Genomic DNA, 18,209 nt, shown 5'->3' on the forward strand with positions numbered 1-18,209 from the left:
CTTGCACCCCGAGGACGAACAGACCGGGTCCGGCTCGACACCCGATCACGGACTTGCGGCGAGGAACACGAAAGCCGCCAGCAGCGTGAGGTGGACGCCGCCCTGCAGGCGCGTCGCTCGCCCCGGAACCACGGTGAGGCCGCCGACCACAACGGTGATCACCAGCAGCACGATCTGCGTGGCGTCCAGGCCCAGCAGCAGCGGACCGCTGAGCCAGATCGACGCGAGCGCGATCACCGGGATCGTGAGGCCGATGCTCGCCATCGCCGAACCCAGCGCGAGGTTCAGGCTCACCTGCACGCGGTCGCGCCGCGCGGCGTTGGTGGCGGCGAGCGTCTCGGGCAGGAGCACCAGCAGTGCGATCACCACGCCGACGAACGACTGCGGGAACCCCAGCGCCGCCACACCGGCCTCGATCGCCGGTGACTCCACTTTGGCCAGCCCGACCACCGCCACGAGCGCCACCAGCAGCAGTCCCAGGCTGAACAGCGCGGTGCGGGTGGTCGTCGGCTTCGCGTGGGAGTCCTCTTCGACCACGGCGCCTTCGTCGTCGATCGGCAGGAAGAAGTCGCGGTGGCGCACGGTCTGCGTGACCACGAAAAGCCCGTAGAGGATCAGCGACGCGATGGCGGCGAACCCGAGCTGCCCGGGAGAGAACTCCGGACCACTGCGGGAAGTCGTGAACGTGGGCAGGACGAGGCTGAGGGTCGCCAGCGTCGCGACAGTGGCCAACGCGGAGCCGGTGCCCTCCGCGTTGAACACCGCGGTCTTGCGCCGCCACGCGCCTACCAGCAACGAGAGGCCGAGGATGCCGTTGCACGTGATCATCACGGCCGCGAACACCGTGTCCCGCGCGAGCGAAGCCGTTTTCGGGCCGCCCGAGAGCATGAGGGTGACGATGAGCGCCACCTCGATCACCGTGACGGCCACCGCCAGCACGAGTGACCCGAACGGCTCGCCGACCCGGTGCGCCACCACCTCCGCGTGGTGCACCGCCGCGAGCACCGCGGCCGCCAGCACCACCGCGACGAGGATCACCGGCACGGTCCCGAGCACCCGCCCCCACGTCACCGCCAGCACGACCACCGCGACCGCCGGGGCGATCGTCGTCCAGCGCAACCAGGGAGAACTCGTCCGGGAAGCCATGGAACGCAGCTTCGCAGATCACCCCGGCAACCGCCCCCGGAGCGCGCCACGCCGGGTGACGACCGGTTTCGGCCGCTGCGGTACGGGCAACTCCGGCGGAGGAAGGGTGGACCGGGGCGGTTCACTGCGACTCGACCGAACGGGGGACACCGCATGCGCATCGGCTACACGTTGATGACCGAGCAGGCCGGGCCGAAGGAGCTGGTCGCCCACGCGGCGGGGGCGGAGCGGGCCGGCTTCGACTTCGAGGTCTGCAGCGACCACTACTCGCCTTGGCTCGCGGAGCAAGGACACGCGCCGTATGCCTGGAGCGTGCTCGGCGCGGTGAGCCAGGTGACCGAACGAGTGGACCTGATGACGTTCGTGACCTGCCCGACGATGCGCTACCACCCGGCCGTCGTCGCCCAGAAGGCCGCGACGATCCAGCTGCTGTCCGACGACCGGTTCACCCTCGGCCTCGGCGCGGGGGAGAACCTCAACGAGCACGTCGCCGGGCAGGGCTGGCCGCCGGTCAACGTGCGCCACGACATGCTGGCCGAGGCCGTGCAGATCATCGGCGGCCTGTTCGACGGCGGTTCGTTCAACTACGAGGGCAGGCACTTCCGCGTGGACTCCGCGAAGCTGTGGGACCTCTCACCGACGCGGGTACCGATCGGGATCGCCGTGTCCGGCAAGCAGTCCGTGCACCGGTTCGCCCCGCAGGCCGACGTGATGATCGCGGTCGAGCCCGACCCGGCACTGTGTGGCGAGTGGGACGCTACCCGCCTCGGCCCGCCGACTCGGAAGGTCGCCCAGCTGCCGGTGTGCTGGGATCCCGATCGTGACGCGGCCGTCCGGCGGGCGCATGAGCAGTTCCGCTGGTTCAGCGGTGGGTGGAAGGTCAACTCCGAACTGCCGGGTCCGGCCGGCTTCGCGGGAGCCACGCAGTTCGTGCGCCAGGACGACGTGGCCGCGAGGATCCCGTGCGGTCCGGAGGTCGGGCCGATCCGGGACGCGGTGCGGCAGTTCGCGGATTCCGGCTTCACGGACCTGGCGCTGATCCAAATCGGCGGCGACCGGCAGGAGGAGTTCCTGTCGTTCGCGGAAAAGGAGCTGTTGCCGGCCCTGCGGGAGTAGTGGCCGGTGGGCGCCGGGACGAGGTCGGCCCGGCGCCGTGCGCGGTCCGGATTTGAGGTGATCCGGACTGCCGGTCGTCAGAGCGCCGGGCGGTGCAGCGGGGGGAGGTTCGCCAGGGCGGTGCGCACCGCCTCGGCTACGCGCGGATGACCCAGCGGCAGGGGCGGCGGGATGCGGTCCTCGGTGTCGTCGGTGGTGTGGGCGATGACTTCGACGTCGATGCCGGTGTCCCGCAGGGCGGCGACCTGGTTGCCGTGGTCGGCGAGCCAGGTGTCGGCGGCGGCCGCGGCGTCGCCGGGGCTGAGGACTCCCTCGGCGGCCGGGTCGACGAGCAGGACCGAGCGCACGTGGTCCCGGTGTTCCTCCGCGAGACGCAGGGCGTCACCGGCGAAGGGGCCGCTGGCGACGAGGTCGCCGAGGTGCGAGGTCGGCCCGGACAACGCCTGTGCGGCCTCGCGGGCGGCGCCTTTGACCGGCAACCGGCACCAGACGACTTCGTGGTCCTCGGTGAACGGGCGCCATGTGGGCGGAAGCCCGCCGTGCTTGGCCTCGCCGGCCGGATCGAGCACGACCAGCCGTCGTGCGCCGCGGCGGCCCGCGGTGACCCGAGCCGGGCCATCAGCGCGCACCGGGTCCACTGCCGGGTTTTCGGGCATGAGGGAACTCCTTTCCGTCCGTTCTCACGGGTACCCGCCGTAGAGGGTGAAAAACCGGCTGATTTCCTGCTGGCCGCACGGGGTATCCGGCGGGCATGAGCCACAGCCGTGGAAAAGTGGAGATCTCGGCCCGGGTCCGCCTCGACGCGCCCGAGGATCTGGCGAGGGAGTACACGCCCGGGGTCGCCGAGGTGGCCGAGCGGGTGGCCGAAGACCCGTACTCGCTGATGCGGGAGACGGTGAAGGCCAACTCGGTCGCGATCGTGTCCGACGGTTCGGCGCTGCTCGGCCTCGGCGACCGCGGCCCGGCCGCCGCGCTGCCCGTGATGGAGGGCAAGGCGGCGCTGCTGAAACGGTTTGCCGACGTCGACGCGTGGCCGATCTGCCCGGTCAGCCGGGAGCCGGACGACCTGGTGCGCACCGTGAAGGACCTCGCGACGTCGTTCGGCGCGATCAACCTCGAGGACATCGCCGCGCCGAGGTGCTTCACCGTCGAGCGCCGCCTGCACGACGAGCTCGACATCCCCGTCTTCCACGACGACCAGCACGGCACCGCGGTCGTCGTGCTCGCCGCGCTGCACAACGCGATGAAGCTGACCGAACGCGAGCCCACCGGCACGTCCGTGGTGATCTCCGGCGCGGGCGCGGCGGGCAGCGCCACGGCGCGGTTGCTGCGCGAGGCCGGCTACGAGCGCATCGCCGTCTGCGACAGCCAAGGTGTGCTGCACCCCGGCCGCGACCTCGTCGGCGAGAAGCGCTGGCTCGCCGAGAACACCAACCGTGACAGCGCCGTCCAGGGCAGCCTGCGCCAAGCGCTCTCCGGCGCCGATGTCTTCATCGGCGTCAGCGCCGGCGGCCTGCTCGGCGAAGACGACGTCGCCGCGATGGCCGGCCGTGCGATCGTGTTCGCGCTGGCCAACCCGGACCCCGAGATCGACCCGGACCTCGCGGGCAAGCACGCGCAGATCGTGGCGACCGGCCGCAGCGACCACCCGAACCAGATCAACAACGTCCTTGTGTTCCCGGGCGTCTTCCGCGGCCTGCTGGACTCCGGCGCGCCGCGCGTCACGAGCCGCATGCTCCTCGCCGCGGCCCGCGCCCTGGCCGACGTCGTCGCCGACGACCTCACCCCGCAGCGCATCGTGCCGACGGTGTTCGACGACGGCGTGGTGGATGCCGTCGCGGGCGCGGTTGCCGCAGCTGCGAAGGAGGATTGAGACAGGGCCAGGGCCTGCCGAACCGTGGTGTCCGGCCGGGTTGTGGTGGGAGACGGGAGTCTCGTTCCGATCCGGCCCGCTGCCGTGCCGGGCGCGTCTGGTCACGGCTGCCGCGGCCGCGTCACGAGACCACTGTGGTGGCGCCGGTAGCCGGCACCGGAGGGGGCGTGCGGATGCGGAGGGCCCGCGAAGGCGGATCAGCGCACGGCGAGGCCGGCCGGACCGCGGTGTCCGGCCGGCCCTGAGACCGCGATGCCCGGCGTCGCTGTGGTGCCCGGGCGGTGCGGGCACACCCCGCCGCGTGCCCGCGCCGCCGGGGGTCAGGGGGTCACGGGTGGCGCAGCAGCGCGGCGAATCCGCCGGGCAGATCGAGGCGCTCGTCCATCACCACCACGTCCGCGCCGACGGCGACGGCGGCGTACGGAAGGGCCTCGTCGGCGCGGTGTGCTGCGGGTTGGGGAGCACCGAGGGCGGCGAGCCGGGGTGCCGCGACGCCGACCTGGGTCGGTTCGCGCCCGGTGAGCACCTCGGCGTCGCCGGGGTCGCCGACGAGCAGGGTGGCGACGTTGGCCTCGGACAGTGCCGCCGTGACGGCTTCCAGGCCGCTGACGGCGAGGCCCGAACCGCGACCGGTCTCGGCGCGGAAGCGGTCGGCGAGGTCGTCCAGCTCGCCGAGGTGGCGGCCGGCCAGCAGCTCGTGGACGCGCTCCTCCAGCTCGGCGCGGTCGGCGCCGGCGGCCCTGCCCCCGGCGTCGGTCTCCTCGGTGATCGCGCGCACGGGCTCCGGCAGCAGGCCCAACAGCTCGGCGCGGGCCTGCACCTCGCCGGCCAGCACGACCAGGCGGGCGCCGGTCCGCTCGACCGTCTTGGCCACGGCCCCGGCGACATCCTCGAGATTGTGCCGCACGGCTTCCTCGGTGCGGTGCTGCAGGTTCCGGTGCGCCGGACCGCCGCCGCGGACCTTGTGCACGTCGTCCTCGGATCCCTGCACGGTTTCCGCGCGCACCGTGCCGTCGGGGTGGTGCACCTCGACGTCGGCGCCGTGGCGGTCGACGAGCACCACCACGTACTCGGGCGCGTCCTCGGCGTGCGTCACCACCGGCAGGAAGTACGGCAGGTCCGAGTAGCGCGCCTCCTGCGCGGCGGGCGGAGCGGTGAGCCGTCGGTCGGTCACGATCTCGCCGTGCGCGGCGATCAGGCTCCGCCCGGCCCGTCCGACCGGTGGGGGAGCGGATTCGATCGCGTCGACGATCGCGGCGACCGTCTCCGGGTCGGCGCCCTGCTCGGAGAGAGACGCGTTGATCTCCTTGAGCCGCAAGCGAAGCTGCTTCGCCGCGTCCTCGGTGTCATGCGACTGGTCGAAGTGGACCGAGGCGAACGGTCCGGTCGCTGTCGTCAGTGGACGCAGCTCGTTCGTGTCCACAAGGGACTCCTTTCTGGTGCGCGGGATCAGGTGCGCGTCGGCAGGAGCTCCTGGACCTTCGTCTTGAGGCCCTGGGCGACCAGGTGCCACGCGTTGGGGTCGCCCTTGAGCACCGATTCGGTCATGGACTTGATCTGCTCGAGCGTCGCGTGCGGCGGGATCGGCGGCACCTCCGGGTCGCACCGCACGTCGAGCACGGTCGGCACGTCCGCGTTGAGCGCCGTGGTCCAGGCGTCGCCGAGCCGCTCGGGGTCGTCGACCGCGATGCCGCCCAGCCCGATACCGCGGGCGAAGTCCGCATAGGACACTTCGGGCAGCGACTGCGACGGCTCGAATTTCGGCGCGCCCCCCATCGCGCGCAGCTCCCACGTGACCTGGTTGAGGTCACCGTTGTGGAAGACACAGATCACGCACCGCTGGTCGGGCCAGAGCTCGCGGTAGCGCGCGAGGGTGAGCAGCTCGGCCATGCCGTTCATCTGCATGGCCCCGTCGCCCACGAGCGCGACCACCGGGCGGTCGGGATGCGCGAACTTCGCGCCGATCGCGTACGGCACGGCCGGGCCCATCGTCGCCAGCGTCCCGGAAAGCGAAGCGCGGATCCGGCCGCGGATGCGCAGGTTGCGGGCGTACCAGTTGGCCGTCGAGCCGGAGTCGGCGGTGACGATGGCGTCTTCCGGGATCCGCTCGGACAGCTCGTGGACGATTCGCATGGGGTTGATCGGGTCCGCCGCCAGCATGGCCTGCCGCGTGACGGTGTCCGACCACTCGGTCACGTTCTTCTCGATCCGCTCACGCCACGCGCGCTCGGTCTTGCGTTCCAGCAACGGAATGAGGCGTTCCAAAGTGGACTTCGCGTCGCCGAGGAGGGTGACCTCGGTGGGGTAGCGCAGGCCCAGGAACCGTGCGTCGAGGTCGATCTGCACCGCGCGCGCCTGCCCGAACGGCGGCAGGAACTGGCTGTACGGGAAGCCGGAGCCGATGATCAGCAGCGTGTCGCAGTCGTTCATCAGCTCGTAGCTCGGCCGGGTGCCCAGCAAGCCGATCGCGCCGGTCACGTACGGCAGGTCGTCGGGCAGCACGTCCTTGCCCAGCAAAGCTTTCGCCACACCCGCGCCCGTCAGCTCGGCGACCTCGCGGACCTCGGTGACGGCGTTGCGCGCGCCTTGGCCGAGCAGAATCGCGACCTTCTCGCCGGCGTTGAGCACCTCGGCCGCCCTCGTCAGCTCTTCGTCCGGCGGCACGACCTTCGCGCGCGGGTGGCCGGGCGGACTGGAGGGCACGTGCTTGAACTCGTGCTCGGGCGGCGAGTACGGCAGCTCCTGCACGTCCGCCGGGATGATCAGTGCCGTGGGGGCCCGCTGCGCGAGCGCGGTGCGAATGGCGCGGTCGAGCGCGTTGGGCAGTTGCTCGGGCACGTTGACCTCGACGAGGTACTCGCTCGCGACGTCCTTGAACAGCGCTTGCAGGTCGATTTCCTGCTGGTAGCTGCCGCCCATCGCGCTGCGCGCGGTCTGGCCGACGATCGCCACCACGGGCACGTGGTCGAGCTTGGCGTCGTAGAGGCCGTTGAGCAGGTGGACCGCGCCGGGCCCGGACGTCGCCGCGCACACGCCGACGCGTCCGCTGAACTTCGCGTACCCGACGGCCTCGAACGCCGCCATCTCCTCGTGCCGAGCCTGGACGAACCGCGGCTCGTTGCTGGCGGCGCCGAACGCGGTGACGAGACCGTTGATGCCGTCCCCGGGGTAGCCGAACACCTGCTCGACATCCCATTCACGCAGCCTCTGCAACACGTAGTCAGCAACGGTTGTGGTCATGCCGCTCGGGTACCGCGGGGCCGCGGCGGGCAAACATCCGGGGCGCCGCCGATCGACAACGCCGCGCTCAGTCTTCGTGCGAGCGCCGGCGCAGGATGAGCCGGAGCACGACGAGCAGCCCGAGCAGGCTCGCGAAGACCGGAACCGGGTTGGCGCGCACGGTTTCGGCGCCCCGGCGGAACTTCGCGGCCGTCGGTTCGCCGACGACCGCGCCGACCTTCGCCTCGGCCTGGTCGAGCCGCTCGTCGATGCCCTGCTTGATCTTCGGGCGCACGTCGAGCTTCTGCTCGAGGGTCTCCAGCGTCTGCGCGAGCTCGGCGCGCGTGGCGTCGCGGTCGATGCGGACCTCGTCCGGGGTCTCCGGGAACTCGCGGTTCACGAGCGCACCTCCTGCCGCACGACCTCGACGTCCTCGCGGACGCCCTCGATGGCTTCCGTCGGCACCGGCGGCGTCGCGTTCTTGATCTGCGTACGTCCGACGAGCGCCACGATCCCGGCGACGACGAACAACGCACCCGCCACGACCAGCGCCGATGCCCACCCTGGCAGCACCAGCGCCAGCGCCATGATCGCGGCGGCCACCAGCGCCCCCGCGCCGAACAGCGCGACGAGCCCGGCGGCGCCGAACAACCCGGCGCCCACGCCCATCCGTGTGCTCTTCTGCTTCAGCTCCAGCACCCCGAGCCGGACCTCGTCACGCACCAACCGTTTCACCTGGTCGGTGAGGTCGGAGATGAGCTCGCCGACCGAGCGTTCCCTCGGCGGAACCGGCTGCACTTCTTCGGTCACCACAACACCTCCATCGTCGCGTCGCGCTCCGGCGCGGGCCGCCGGGTGCTCCCCGGGTGCCCGCTCTCGCCGCGGCTCAACCTTCAGCGAACGCGGTTCGCCTCGAGCGCCGACCAGACACTGTCGAGGTCGTCGTAGCGCTCGTCGTGGGGCAGGCCGCCGAGCGCGCCCAGGACGTCGTCGCCGCCTCCGGCCGCGCTGGCGTGCCGGAGCAACTCCGCGCGTCCGCACGGGTAGGTCATGCCCTCGAGGTGACGGGCCAGTGCGGGGTGGTCCGGAAAGGACGTTCAAACGTCCTTCGTTCGCCAGTGTCTCCCGCACCGGGTACCCCGCGGAGAGGATCTTCATCCGGCGGGATCCTCCTGGCGGAGCGGCACGTGGTCACCGCGGGCTTCGATGCGCCGCATCAGTGGTTGCGCCACGATTCCGTGCACCAGCACCGAAAGCGCGACGGCCAGCGCGCCGACCCGCCACAACGGCGCTTGCCCCGGCACCCGAACGGCGTGCAGCGCGAAGGCCAGGTAGTACAGGGTGCCGACCCCGCGCACGCCGAAGAACGCGATGCCGAACGCCGCGCGGCCCCGCGCGGAAGACCCGAGGAGCGACACCCACCCGATCAGCGGACGCAGGAGGAACACCGCGGTACCCGCCAGCAGGGCTTCGGTGACGGTGAGCCCGCGCAGCAGCCCGTCGCCGAGTGCGAGGCCGAGACCCAGCAGTGCGAGGGCGACGAAGAGGCGTTCGAGCTGACGGCCGAAGGTGTGCAGCACATCGTGGTAGCTGTGGGAGCGTTCTTGCGTGCGGACGGTCACGGCTGCCGTGAACACGGCAAGGAACCCGTTGCCGTGCAACAGTTCCGCCAGCGCGTAGGGGAGAAACGCGAGCGCGAGCAGCACGAGGCCGTCGGTGTACTCGGCGAGGCGGATCCGCGAGGATGGCGCGCGGAACATGGTCCACGCGAGCAGCCGGCCGGTGACCAGCCCTGCGAGCACGCCGACGGGCAACGGCAGCAGCAGGTCGGTGAACACCCAGGCACCGCTGGGAGCCTGCCCCGCCAGCACCAGGGAGACCACGACGAACGGCATGGCGAGCCCGTCGTTGAGCCCGGCCTCGGTGGTGAGGGTGAAGCGGATCTCGTTGTCCCGCGCGAGGTCGGGCTCGGCATTCGGCGCGGGCACGCCGACGTCGCCGGCGAGGACGGGATCCGTCGGGGCGAGCACCGCGCCCAGCAGCAGCGCGGCCGCCGGCACGAGCCCCAGCCACCACCAGCCCAGCACCGCGACGGCACCGATCGTCAGCGGCAGGGCCAGCACCAGCAGCCGCCACGTCGAACCCCACTTGCGCGGGCCGAACGGCCGGTCGACGGAGAGTCCGGCGCCCGCCAGCGCCACGAGGATCCCCAACTGGGTGAAGGACTCGACTCCGGCCAAGTGCTCCGAAGGTTCGGCCCAGCCGCTGCCGTAGGGCGCGGGCAACGGGGCCAGCCCGAGCAGGATTCCGGCGACGAGCATCACGAGCGGCGTCGAGAAGGGCCGGTCGGCCACCAGCTTCGGCAGCACCGCCGCCGCGAGCGCGAGCAGCCCGGCGATGCCGAGCAACACGGTCAGCGGCGCCACGACGGGCGCCGGATGGGATGAGGGGACTGGACGGCGGTCATTGATCTCCTTTCCGGCCGCGGGCTACCCGCTTGGCCGCGCGGGCACACTCACAGCCACAACAGCCCCGCGAACGCGGCGACGCCGGCGAGCAGCCACGCGACGTAGTCGCCGACGTGGCCGGAGTGCGCGCGGTGCAGCAGGTGGACGCCGGTGCGCACTGCCCGCGGCGCCCGCCGCCGGGACCACAGCCCGGCCGCGGCGACGACCACGGCGAGCGCCACGGCGGCGCCCGCACCCGCCAGACCCGGCTCCGTCCACGCGACTTCGGCCGGAGCGTGCGGGACCGCGGCGGGCGGACCGGGCAGCACGTCGTGGAAGTACCCGGCCGAGTCGGCCGCCTGCGCTCCGGCGATCGCGGCACCGGTCCGCAACCACGGCACGAGGCCCACCGCCAGCGCAGACGCGAGGAGAAGCACGACGGCCACCGTCATCGGCGCCGGCGTGCGCCCGAGGCGCCGGCGGGTCTCGGGTTCCTCCTCGCTGCCCGTGGACCGGTCACGGTCACCCCTCCCGCCGGCCGGGGCGTGGCCGAGTCCGAAGTAGACGCGCAGGCCGGCCCGAAGCGCGGCTCCGGCCGTGACCGCGGAAACCGCGGTGAACAGCACCGCAAGCCAGCCGGGCAGGAAGTGTTCGGTCACGTCCTTGCCCAGGGCGGGCCCGAACGGCGGTAACCCGGCCAGCGCCACAGCCGCGACCACGAACAGCACCCCTTCCGGCCGGGAGCGGCGGGCACGTCCCGCCAGCTCGTCCTCGTCGACGCTGCCGTAGCGGTTCAGCAGCACGCCGACCAGCAAGAACAGCGCGCCCTTCGCGCCTGCGTGGCCGAGCACCGACAGCACGAACCCGGCGCCGGCCTCGGGAGCCGTCAGACCACAGAGGAACAGTCCGGTGTGGGCGATGGTCGAGTACGCGAGCATCCGCTTGAGGTGGCGTTGCGTCAGGCACAACACGGCACCGAGCACGGCCGTCGCCACTCCCAGCACGAGCAGCGCCCGGTCCACGGCGGCGCCGGGCGGGGCGGTCGCGAACACGGTCGTGCGCACGCGCAGCACACCGTAGAGGCCGAGCTCGACCATCACACCGGAGAACAGCACGCAGACCGGCGCCGGGGCGACCGCGTGCGCGTCGGCGAGCCAGAAGTGGAACGGCACCGCGGCGGCCTTCACGAGCAGTCCGGTGCACACGAGCACGAACGCGGCGACGATCAGCGCGTCGGCGCCGCGCCCGGACAGTGCGACGCCCAGCTGCGCGAGCCCGAGCTGCCCCCCGCGTGCGTAGAGGATCCCGATGCCCATGAGCGTGAAGTAGGCGCCGAGGGAGTTGACCACGCCGAAGTTGAGCGCGCCCTGCACCGAGTCGGCTTCCTCGACGCGGTAGCCGGTGAGCGCGTAGGCGACGCCGCTCATCAGCTCGAAGAACACGAACATGGTGAACAGGTCGCCGGTGACGAGGAACCCGAGCACGCCGGTGAGGAACAGCAGGACCATCGCGTGGAAGCGGGCTTCGACGGCGGCGAAGTACCGCCAGCTGTACACGAGCGCGCAGCACGTCAGGAACGCCGCCAGCAGCGCCAGCACCGCGCCGAGCTGGTCCGCGACCAGGACGATGCCGACGGTCCGGGTCCCGGAGGGCCGGTGCCCGCCCAGCCAGTCGACGACGCGGCCGTGACGGGTCGCGGCGACCAGCAGCGCCGCCGCCACCGTGACCGCCACCGCGGTCACGGTCGCCACCACGTCGGCGGCGACGCGCGGGAGGAACCCGCCGAAGCCGAGCAGCAGGCACGCGCCCAGCAGCGGCGCGGTGACGAGCAGCACGGGGAGCGCGTCCACGGCTAGCCGCGCAGGGCCTTGAGCTCGTCAGGGTCGACGGTGCCGTGGCGGCGGGAGATCTGCACCGTCAGCGCCAGCAGGAGCGCCGTGATCGTGGCGGAGACGACGATGTCGGTGAGCGTCATGGCCTGCACCGTCGGATCGACCACGGGAGTTCGCCCGCCGGCGTTGACGATGGGCACACCCGCCTTGTCCTGGTAGCCGATCGCGAGCAGCAGCACGTAGGTCCCGGACTGAGCGACCGACAGGCACACGACCGTGTGCACGAGGTGGCGGCTGCGCACGATGCCGAGACAGCCCAGCAGCAGCAGCCACGCGGCCACGCCGTAGCAGGCGGCCGTCACCGGCTCTCCTCGTCCGCGTGCCCGAGGGCGTGCGCGAGGAATCGCGACAGCAGCACCACGACACCCGCGGCGACCTCGACCCCGACCACCACGCTCAGCACGGGCACGGTCCCGGCCGAGAGCAGCGAGCCGAAGGAGCCGAGCGGCAGCACGTTCGCGAGGAACGACCCGGCGAGCAGCAGCCCGGCGAGGCCGACCAGCACGTATGCGGCGGTGGCGGCGGCCTCGGCGTACTCGAGGGTGTCCAGCGGCCGGAGTTTCAGCAGTGCCGGGTAGCTGCCCGCCAGGTAGAGCAGGTGCCAGCCCGTCGCCAGGACCACGCCGCCCTGGAACCCGCCGCCGGGGGTGAGGTGGCCGTGGAGGATCACGTCGAGGCCGAGCAGCGCGGCGACGGGCAGCAACAGCCAGCCGGTGAACCGCACGGCCGGCTGCACGTTTCCGCGCGGGTGCGGAATTTCGCGGCGAGGCGGTTGCAGGAGCGCAAGCACGCCGACGACCGCGGCGGCGACGATGGTCTCCTCGCCGAGGGTGTCCATCGCGCGCAGGTCGAAGTTCACTGACGACACGAGGTTCGGTGTGGTCGCCCGGAGAGCCGCGGGCAGCACGAGATCGCGATACAGGTGTTCCGTGCCGCCGACCGCGGGCATCCGGGTGAAGGCCGCAGCGAACAGCGCGGCGACCCCGGCGGCGCCGACGAGCCCGATGACGTCGCGCGCCCTCATCGGCGGCCCATCTTGCGCAGCGTCAGCAGAACCAGCAGCGGCACCACCGCGGAGCCCACGGCCAGCTCCGAGAGTGCGACGTCCGGCGCCTGGAAGACGACGAACAGGACCGTGAGGCACAGCGAGAACACCGACAGCGTCACGGCCTGGCGCTTCGGGTCGGCGGTGAGCACGACCGCCGTCGCCGACACCGCCACCAGCGCCAGCGCGAGAAACAGCACCGCGGTGGTCACGACGGCAGCTCCTCGTCCGTCAGCCCCCGGCGCCGTGCCTCGACGCGCGCGGTCGCCGACTGGAGCACCGGCCCGGTCACCGCGAGCAGCACGACCACCGCGACGATCGCGCCCGAACCCAAGTGCCATCCGTTGGCGAGCACCAGGCCCGCCCCGATGAGCGGTGCGCCGAGCGTGGTGACGGGCGAGAGCAGGTGCAGCCGGGTGAAGAGGTCACGGGCACGTACCACGCCCGCAGCGGACAGCAGCACCACGCCCACGCCGGCGAACACCAGGACCTGCGCCACGACCGTCATCGGGCACCCAGCAGACGCACGAAAACGAGCGTGCCCGCGAACGCGAGCACCACGAGGACCAGCGGCAGGATGACCGCGCTGGACGGACCGTAGGCCTGGGTGAGCAGCAGGAGCACGAGTACGGTGACCGCGCCCGCGAGCTGCAGCCCGGCGAGCCGCTCGACCGCAGTGCCGCGCGAGGCGAGCCACAGCGCCGGACCGAGGCCGCCCCCGACCAGCAGCAGCGCGGCGAGCAGGAGCCACGTCACCGCGCCACCTGCCGCAGCGCCGCCGTCCCGCCGCCCGGCAGCCGGTGCACCAGCAGGCGCGCGCCGTCCTGTGTCACGACCATCGTCCCGGGGGTACACCCGAGCACCAGCGTCGCCGTGGCGACTCTCCCCTCTCGGCGGTTCGCGGGTTCGCGCGGCAGCGCGATCGCTTCGAGTTCGCCGGCCGACGGGTCCTCGAGCACCGCTCGCCACGCCAGCGCCGACTCCCGCAGCGCCGCCACGGGTACCCGTACCGCCCACGAGATCCACTTCGGTCGGCACCCCCACCGCCCACCCAGCACCCGCCGCGACACTCGGGCGGCCCACGCGCACACCAGCGAGCCGAGGGCTCCGGCCGCCACTTCGGGCGCCGTCGGGGAAGAGAGCGTGAGCAGCCACAGGCCCGTGAGTCCCAGCCACCACCACCCGACCTCGAGTGTTGCCTGCCGCACCGCGCGCATGCCGCCCACGTTCCCCAGGCCACCGCACGCCAAACCTCGCCACCGCTGCACGACCGAGTGGTCTCCCCGGGCGGGCGCGCCTGGTCAGCCGACGACGACGGTGTGTTCGCCGGCGGGCAGGAGTTCGCCGATCACCGGGTAGCCCGGGACTTCACCGGCGACCAGGAGCCCGCCGGAGGTCTGGGCGTCGGCCAGCAGCAATGCCTCGGTTTCGGGGACGCGGGACAGGTCGGCGTGGGGGCGGACCCAGTCGAGGTTGCGGTGGGTGCCGCCGCTGACGTGCCCGGCGGCGAGGGCCTCGCGGGCCCCGTCGAGATACGGGACGGCGGCCGGGTCGAGGCGGGCGGTGACGTGGCTCGCGCGGGCGAGCTTGTGCAGGTGGCCGAGCAGGCCGAAGCCGGTGACGTCGGTCGCGCAGGTGGCGCCGGCGGCCAGCGCGGCGCGGGCGGCGTCGGCGTTGAGCGTGGTCATGGTGGCGACGGCGTGGTCGAAGCGTTCGCCTGTGGCCTTGTGGCGGGAGTTGAGCACGCCGATGCCGAGCGGCTTCGTGAGGGTCAGCGGCACGCCTGGGCGGCCGGAGTCGTTGCGCAGCAAGCGGTCCGGGTCGGCGATGCCGGTGACGGCGAGACCGTATTTGGGCTCGGGGTCGTCCACGCTGTGCCCGCCCGCGAGGTGGCAGCCGGCCGGGCCGCAGACGTCGAGGCCGCCACGCAGGACTTCCGTGGCCAGCTCGAACGGCAGCACTCCGCGCGGCCAGCCGAGCAGGTTCACGGCGACCACGGGAGTGCCGCCCATCGCGTACACATCGGACAGCGCGTTCGCGGCGGCGATGCGGCCCCAGTCGTAGGGGTCGTCGACGACGGGGGTGAAAAAGTCGGTCGTCGCGATGAGGGCCGTGCCGCCGGAGATACGCACGGCGGCCGCGTCGTCACCATCGTCGAGGCCCACGAGCAGCTCGCCGGGCGGGTCGTCGGGGGCCTTGCCGGTGAGGCCGCGGACCACGTCCTCGAGCTCGCCGGGCGGAATCTTGCACGCACAGCCCCCGCCGTGCGCGTACTGCGTCAGCCGGTACTCCACGCGTCCTATCGTGCCCGGGCTGCGGCCGCGCCGCGACCTTGGCAGGATGGCGGCATGCTCCAGGGAGGCGTCTCCGGCCTGGTGGCCGGCGCGGTCTTCAAAACCGTCGGGCGGCAGACGCTGTCGCCGGCGGGTTCGATTCCCGTCCGCCTCCGCCGGGAGCGTCGCGGGTGACCGATCCGCGCCGGGCCGTGCCCCGCACCGACGCCTTGCTCGCCGACCCGCGCATCGCCAAGGCCGCCGAGCCGCTCGGCCGTGACCTGGTGAAGTCCATCGTGACCGACGCCCAGCAGCGGGTCCGGGCGGGCCTGATCACCCCGGAGGCGATCGTCGACGACATCCTCGCCCACCTCCCCGGGCACGCGGCTACGCTGCGGCCGGTCGTCAACGCCACCGGTGTCGTCGTGCACACCAACCTCGGCCGGGCGCCGTTGTCGCGGGCGGCGGTCGACGCGGTCGCCGCGGCCGCGGGGGCCACGGACGTCGAGTTCGACCTCACCACCGGCCGGCGCGCCCGCCGGGGCCGCGGTGCGCTCGCGGCCCTGGCCGACGCCGTCCCGGCGGCCGGCGGCGTGCACGTGGTGAACAACAACGCCGCCGCCCTCCTGCTGTGCGCGCTGGCGCTCGCGCCGGGCCGCGACATCGTGGTCAGCCGCGGCGAGCTCGTCGAGATCGGCGACGGTTTCCGGATCCCGGACCTGCTGGCTTCGACCGGTGCGCGGTTGCGTGAGGTCGGGACGACGAACCGCACGCACCTCACCGACTACGCCGCCGCGATCGGCCCCGAGACCGCGTTCGTGCTCAAGGTCCACCCGTCCAACTACCGCGTCACCGGCTTCACGGCCGACGTGTCGGTGGCGGACCTGGCCGGGCTCGGCGTGCCGCTGGTCGTGGACATCGGCTCCGGGTTGCTCGCGCCGCACCCGCTGCTGCCGGACGAACCCGACGCGGCCACGGTGCTCGCCCAGGGCGCGCACCTAGTCACCGCGAGCGGCGACAAGCTCCTCGGCGGCCCGCAGGCCGGCCTCCTGCTCGGCGACGCGGCGCTGGTGGAGCGGCTGCGCCGGCACCCCGCGGCGCGGGCGCTGCGCGTGGACAAGCTGACGCTGGCGGCACTCGAGGCGACGTTGCGCGGCCCACTTCCGCCGGTGCGGGAAGCTTTGCGGATTCCGCTACCGGAGTTGCGCGGCCGCACGGACGAGCTGTGCGCGACACTGCGCTCGGCCGGCGTCGACGCCGGCGTCGTCGAGTCGACGGCCGCCGTCGGGGGCGGGGGAGCGCCCGGGGTGGAGCTGCCCAGCGTTGCCGTCGCGTTGCCCGCGCGCTACGCGGAAGCTCTACGCGCAGGGCAGCCGCCCGTCGTCGGCCGGGTGGTCCGCGACCGCTGCCTGCTGGATCTGCGGACCGTCCCGCCCGGTGACGACGCCACGATCGCGGCCGCGGTGCGCCGGTGCGGGTGATCGCCACCGCCGGTCACGTGGACCACGGCAAGTCCACGCTGGTGCGGCGGCTCACCGGGATGGAACCCGACCGCTGGGCGGAGGAACGCCGCCGCGGCCTGACGATCGACCTGGGCTTCGCGTGGACCCGGATCGGCGGCGAGGACGTGGCGTTCGTCGACGTGCCGGGCCACGAGCGGTTCGTGCCCAACATGCTCGCCGGCGCCGGGCCGGTGCCGGCCGTGGTGTTCGTGGTGGCGGCCGACGAGGGCTGGAAACCGCAGTCGGCCGAGCACCTCGCCGCGCTGGACGCGTTCGGCGTGGACCGCGGGCTGCTCGTGGTGACCAAGGCGGACCGCGCCGACCCCGGGCCTGCCACGGCGGCGGCGCTGGACGAGATTGCCGCGACGTCGCTGGGTTCCGTGCCCTCGGTCGCGGTCAGCGGCACGACCGGCGCCGGATTCGACGAGCTGCGGGCCGCCTTGGGCGAGCTCGTCGCCACGTTGCCGGTGCCGGACGCCCAGGCGGACGTGCGCCTGTGGCTCGACCGCGCGTTCACGGTCCGCGGCGCGGGCACAGTCGTGACCGGGACCCTCGCCGCGGGCACGATCGCGGCCGGTGACGAGCTGGACCTCGGGGGTGTCACCGTCACGGTCAAGGGGATCGAAGCGCTGGGAGAGCCGCGGGCACGCGTCGCCGGCGTCGCACGGGTGGCGTTGAACCTTCGAGGCGTCGCACGCGAGCAGGCCCGGCGCGGCCACGCACTGCTGACTCCCGGGGCGTGGCTGACCACGACCGAGGCAGACGTCCGCCTGAGGGGCGCCCGCTCCGCCGACCTGCACCCGTCGCTGGTGCTGCATCTGGGCACCGCGGCCGTCCCGGCGCGGGTCCGTCCACTCGGGACGGATACCGCGAGGCTCACGCTGCGGGCTCCGTTGCCCTTGCGGGTCGGTGACCGAGGCTTGGTCCGTGACCCGAGCGCCCACGTCATCCCGGCCGGGGTCGAGGTGCTCGACGTCCGGCCGCCCGAGCTGCGGCGCCGGGGCGCTGCTCGCGCGCGAGGTGACGAGCTGACCGGCGAGCCGGCGCCGACCCACCTGCAACGGCGAGGGTTCGTCAAGGTGACGGAGTTCCGGGCGATGGGCTTCGCGCCGGCGGGCGAGCAAGTGGGCGAGTGGCTGGTCGATCCCGCCCGGTTCGCCCACCTCAAAGCGGTGGTCCGGGGGGTGGTCGCTGCCTGGACCCGCGACCACCCGGTCGCCTCGGGCATGCCGGAAGAGACGTTGCGCCGGCAGCTGGCACTGCCGGCGCCGGAGCTCTTGCCGCCGTTGCTCACGGGTCTGGACACCGGCGACGGCGTGGTGCGCCTGCCCGGCACCGGGCTGGAACCGCGCATCGCCGAGGCCATCGCCGAACTGGACACCGAGTTCGCCGAGCACCCGTTCCGCGCGCCCGAGACCGATCACCTCCGCGAACTGGGGCTGGGCCGGAGGGAACTCGCCGCCGCCGTCCGCCACGGCCGGCTCACGCTGCTGGCCGAGGGCGTCTACCTCGCCCCGGGCACGGAGGAACGGGCAGCGCAGGTCCTCACGAGCGTGGCCCAGCCGTTCACGGTCTCCGACGCGCGCCGCGCCCTCGACACGACCCGCCGCGTCATGGTTCCGCTGCTCGAACGCCTCGACGCGGCGGGCGTGACCGAGCCCCTCGGCGACGGCACCCGCCGGGTGCGGTGATCGGG

Annotated in this window: 20 protein-coding genes and 1 tRNA gene; 5 read left to right on the forward strand and 16 right to left on the reverse strand. The window is 73.1% G+C overall.

Annotation, left to right across the window (positions count from 1 at the left end; genetic code table 11):
* Positions 1-45: 45 nt before the first annotated feature.
* Entirely contained in the window at positions 46-1,146 is a 1,101-nt protein-coding gene (locus AB0F91_RS31325) for an ionic transporter y4hA (RefSeq protein WP_360603302.1), read from the reverse strand.
* A 153-nt stretch (positions 1,147-1,299) separates the two neighbouring features.
* Here AB0F91_RS31325 and AB0F91_RS31330 point away from each other — a divergent pair, with 153 nt between their 5' ends.
* Positions 1,300-2,262, forward strand: a complete 963-nt coding sequence (locus tag AB0F91_RS31330; RefSeq protein WP_360603304.1) for a TIGR03557 family F420-dependent LLM class oxidoreductase — start codon at positions 1,300-1,302, stop codon at positions 2,260-2,262.
* A gap of 77 nt (positions 2,263-2,339) precedes the next feature.
* Here AB0F91_RS31330 and AB0F91_RS31335 read toward each other — a convergent pair whose 3' ends face one another.
* Positions 2,340-2,918 (reverse strand): hypothetical protein, encoded by a 579-nt coding sequence (locus AB0F91_RS31335; RefSeq protein WP_360603306.1) that lies wholly within the window; start codon positions 2,916-2,918, stop codon positions 2,340-2,342.
* Positions 2,919-3,013: 95 nt separating this feature from the next.
* On the opposite strand from AB0F91_RS31335, the gene AB0F91_RS31340 reads away from it, so the two are divergent.
* On the forward strand, positions 3,014-4,135 hold the full coding sequence (locus tag AB0F91_RS31340) for a malic enzyme-like NAD(P)-binding protein (protein WP_360603308.1): 1,122 nt from the start codon (positions 3,014-3,016) through the stop codon (positions 4,133-4,135).
* A gap of 328 nt (positions 4,136-4,463) precedes the next feature.
* Here AB0F91_RS31340 and AB0F91_RS31345 read toward each other — a convergent pair whose 3' ends face one another.
* The 14 genes from AB0F91_RS31345 to selD all read right to left on the reverse strand — a co-directional run bounded on the left by AB0F91_RS31345 (position 4,464) and on the right by selD (position 15,032).
* Positions 4,464-5,558, reverse strand: a complete 1,095-nt coding sequence (locus AB0F91_RS31345; RefSeq protein WP_360603310.1) for a Vms1/Ankzf1 family peptidyl-tRNA hydrolase — start codon at positions 5,556-5,558, stop codon at positions 4,464-4,466.
* 26 nt (positions 5,559-5,584) lie between these two features.
* Entirely contained in the window at positions 5,585-7,375 is a 1,791-nt protein-coding gene (locus tag AB0F91_RS31350) for a thiamine pyrophosphate-requiring protein (protein ID WP_360603312.1), read from the reverse strand.
* Positions 7,376-7,442: 67 nt separating this feature from the next.
* Positions 7,443-7,754 carry a DUF3618 domain-containing protein gene (locus AB0F91_RS31355; protein WP_360603314.1) on the reverse strand — a complete coding sequence of 104 codons (312 nt, stop codon included), beginning with the start codon at positions 7,752-7,754 and terminating at the stop codon, positions 7,443-7,445.
* Complete coding sequence (locus AB0F91_RS31360) at positions 7,751-8,164, reverse strand: phage holin family protein (protein ID WP_360603316.1); 414 nt, start codon at positions 8,162-8,164, stop codon at positions 7,751-7,753. Before AB0F91_RS31360 ends, AB0F91_RS31355 begins: the two co-directional genes overlap by 4 nt.
* A gap of 83 nt (positions 8,165-8,247) precedes the next feature.
* Positions 8,248-8,406 (reverse strand): DUF2795 domain-containing protein, encoded by a 159-nt coding sequence (locus tag AB0F91_RS31365; RefSeq protein WP_360603318.1) that lies wholly within the window; start codon positions 8,404-8,406, stop codon positions 8,248-8,250.
* 102 nt (positions 8,407-8,508) lie between these two features.
* Positions 8,509-9,780, reverse strand: coding sequence for a cation:proton antiporter (locus AB0F91_RS31370; protein WP_360603320.1), 1,272 nt, complete (start codon positions 9,778-9,780; stop codon positions 8,509-8,511).
* An 89-nt stretch (positions 9,781-9,869) separates the two neighbouring features.
* A complete protein-coding gene (locus AB0F91_RS31375; RefSeq protein ID WP_360603322.1) occupies positions 9,870-11,651 on the reverse strand; it encodes a complex I subunit 5 family protein in 1,782 nt (593 codons plus the stop codon).
* A 2-nt stretch (positions 11,652-11,653) separates the two neighbouring features.
* Complete coding sequence (locus tag AB0F91_RS31380; RefSeq protein ID WP_360603323.1) at positions 11,654-11,995, reverse strand: cation:proton antiporter subunit C; 342 nt, start codon at positions 11,993-11,995, stop codon at positions 11,654-11,656.
* Positions 11,992-12,717, reverse strand: a complete 726-nt coding sequence (locus tag AB0F91_RS31385) for an MnhB domain-containing protein (protein ID WP_360603325.1) — start codon at positions 12,715-12,717, stop codon at positions 11,992-11,994. The genes AB0F91_RS31380 and AB0F91_RS31385 overlap by 4 nt, the downstream gene beginning before the upstream one ends.
* Positions 12,714-12,950, reverse strand: a complete 237-nt coding sequence (locus AB0F91_RS31390; RefSeq protein ID WP_360603327.1) for a hydrogenase subunit MbhD domain-containing protein — start codon at positions 12,948-12,950, stop codon at positions 12,714-12,716. The genes AB0F91_RS31385 and AB0F91_RS31390 overlap by 4 nt, the downstream gene beginning before the upstream one ends.
* Positions 12,947-13,246, reverse strand: coding sequence for a monovalent cation/H(+) antiporter subunit G (locus tag AB0F91_RS31395; protein WP_360603329.1), 300 nt, complete (start codon positions 13,244-13,246; stop codon positions 12,947-12,949). The genes AB0F91_RS31390 and AB0F91_RS31395 overlap by 4 nt, the downstream gene beginning before the upstream one ends.
* Positions 13,243-13,494 carry a monovalent cation/H+ antiporter complex subunit F gene (locus AB0F91_RS31400; protein ID WP_360603331.1) on the reverse strand — a complete coding sequence of 84 codons (252 nt, stop codon included), beginning with the start codon at positions 13,492-13,494 and terminating at the stop codon, positions 13,243-13,245. Before AB0F91_RS31400 ends, AB0F91_RS31395 begins: the two co-directional genes overlap by 4 nt.
* Positions 13,491-13,955 carry a hypothetical protein gene (locus AB0F91_RS31405; protein ID WP_360603333.1) on the reverse strand — a complete coding sequence of 155 codons (465 nt, stop codon included), beginning with the start codon at positions 13,953-13,955 and terminating at the stop codon, positions 13,491-13,493. Before AB0F91_RS31405 ends, AB0F91_RS31400 begins: the two co-directional genes overlap by 4 nt.
* Positions 13,956-14,039: 84 nt before the next feature.
* Positions 14,040-15,032, reverse strand: coding sequence for a selenide, water dikinase SelD (selD, locus tag AB0F91_RS31410; RefSeq protein ID WP_360603335.1), 993 nt, complete (start codon positions 15,030-15,032; stop codon positions 14,040-14,042).
* A 63-nt stretch (positions 15,033-15,095) separates the two neighbouring features.
* Here selD and AB0F91_RS31415 point away from each other — a divergent pair.
* The 3 genes from AB0F91_RS31415 (at position 15,096) to selB (ending at position 18,204) form a co-directional block, all read left to right on the forward strand.
* Positions 15,096-15,187, forward strand: a tRNA-Sec gene (locus AB0F91_RS31415).
* A 15-nt stretch (positions 15,188-15,202) separates the two neighbouring features.
* Entirely contained in the window at positions 15,203-16,492 is a 1,290-nt protein-coding gene (selA, locus tag AB0F91_RS31420) for an L-seryl-tRNA(Sec) selenium transferase (protein ID WP_360603337.1), read from the forward strand.
* Positions 16,483-18,204, forward strand: a complete 1,722-nt coding sequence (gene selB / locus AB0F91_RS31425; RefSeq protein ID WP_360603339.1) for a selenocysteine-specific translation elongation factor — start codon at positions 16,483-16,485, stop codon at positions 18,202-18,204. The genes selA and selB overlap by 10 nt, the downstream gene beginning before the upstream one ends.
* Positions 18,205-18,209 lie beyond the last annotated feature (5 nt).

The organism is Amycolatopsis sp. NPDC023774 (genome assembly GCF_040639695.1).
Taxonomy (GTDB): domain Bacteria; phylum Actinomycetota; class Actinomycetes; order Mycobacteriales; family Pseudonocardiaceae; genus Amycolatopsis.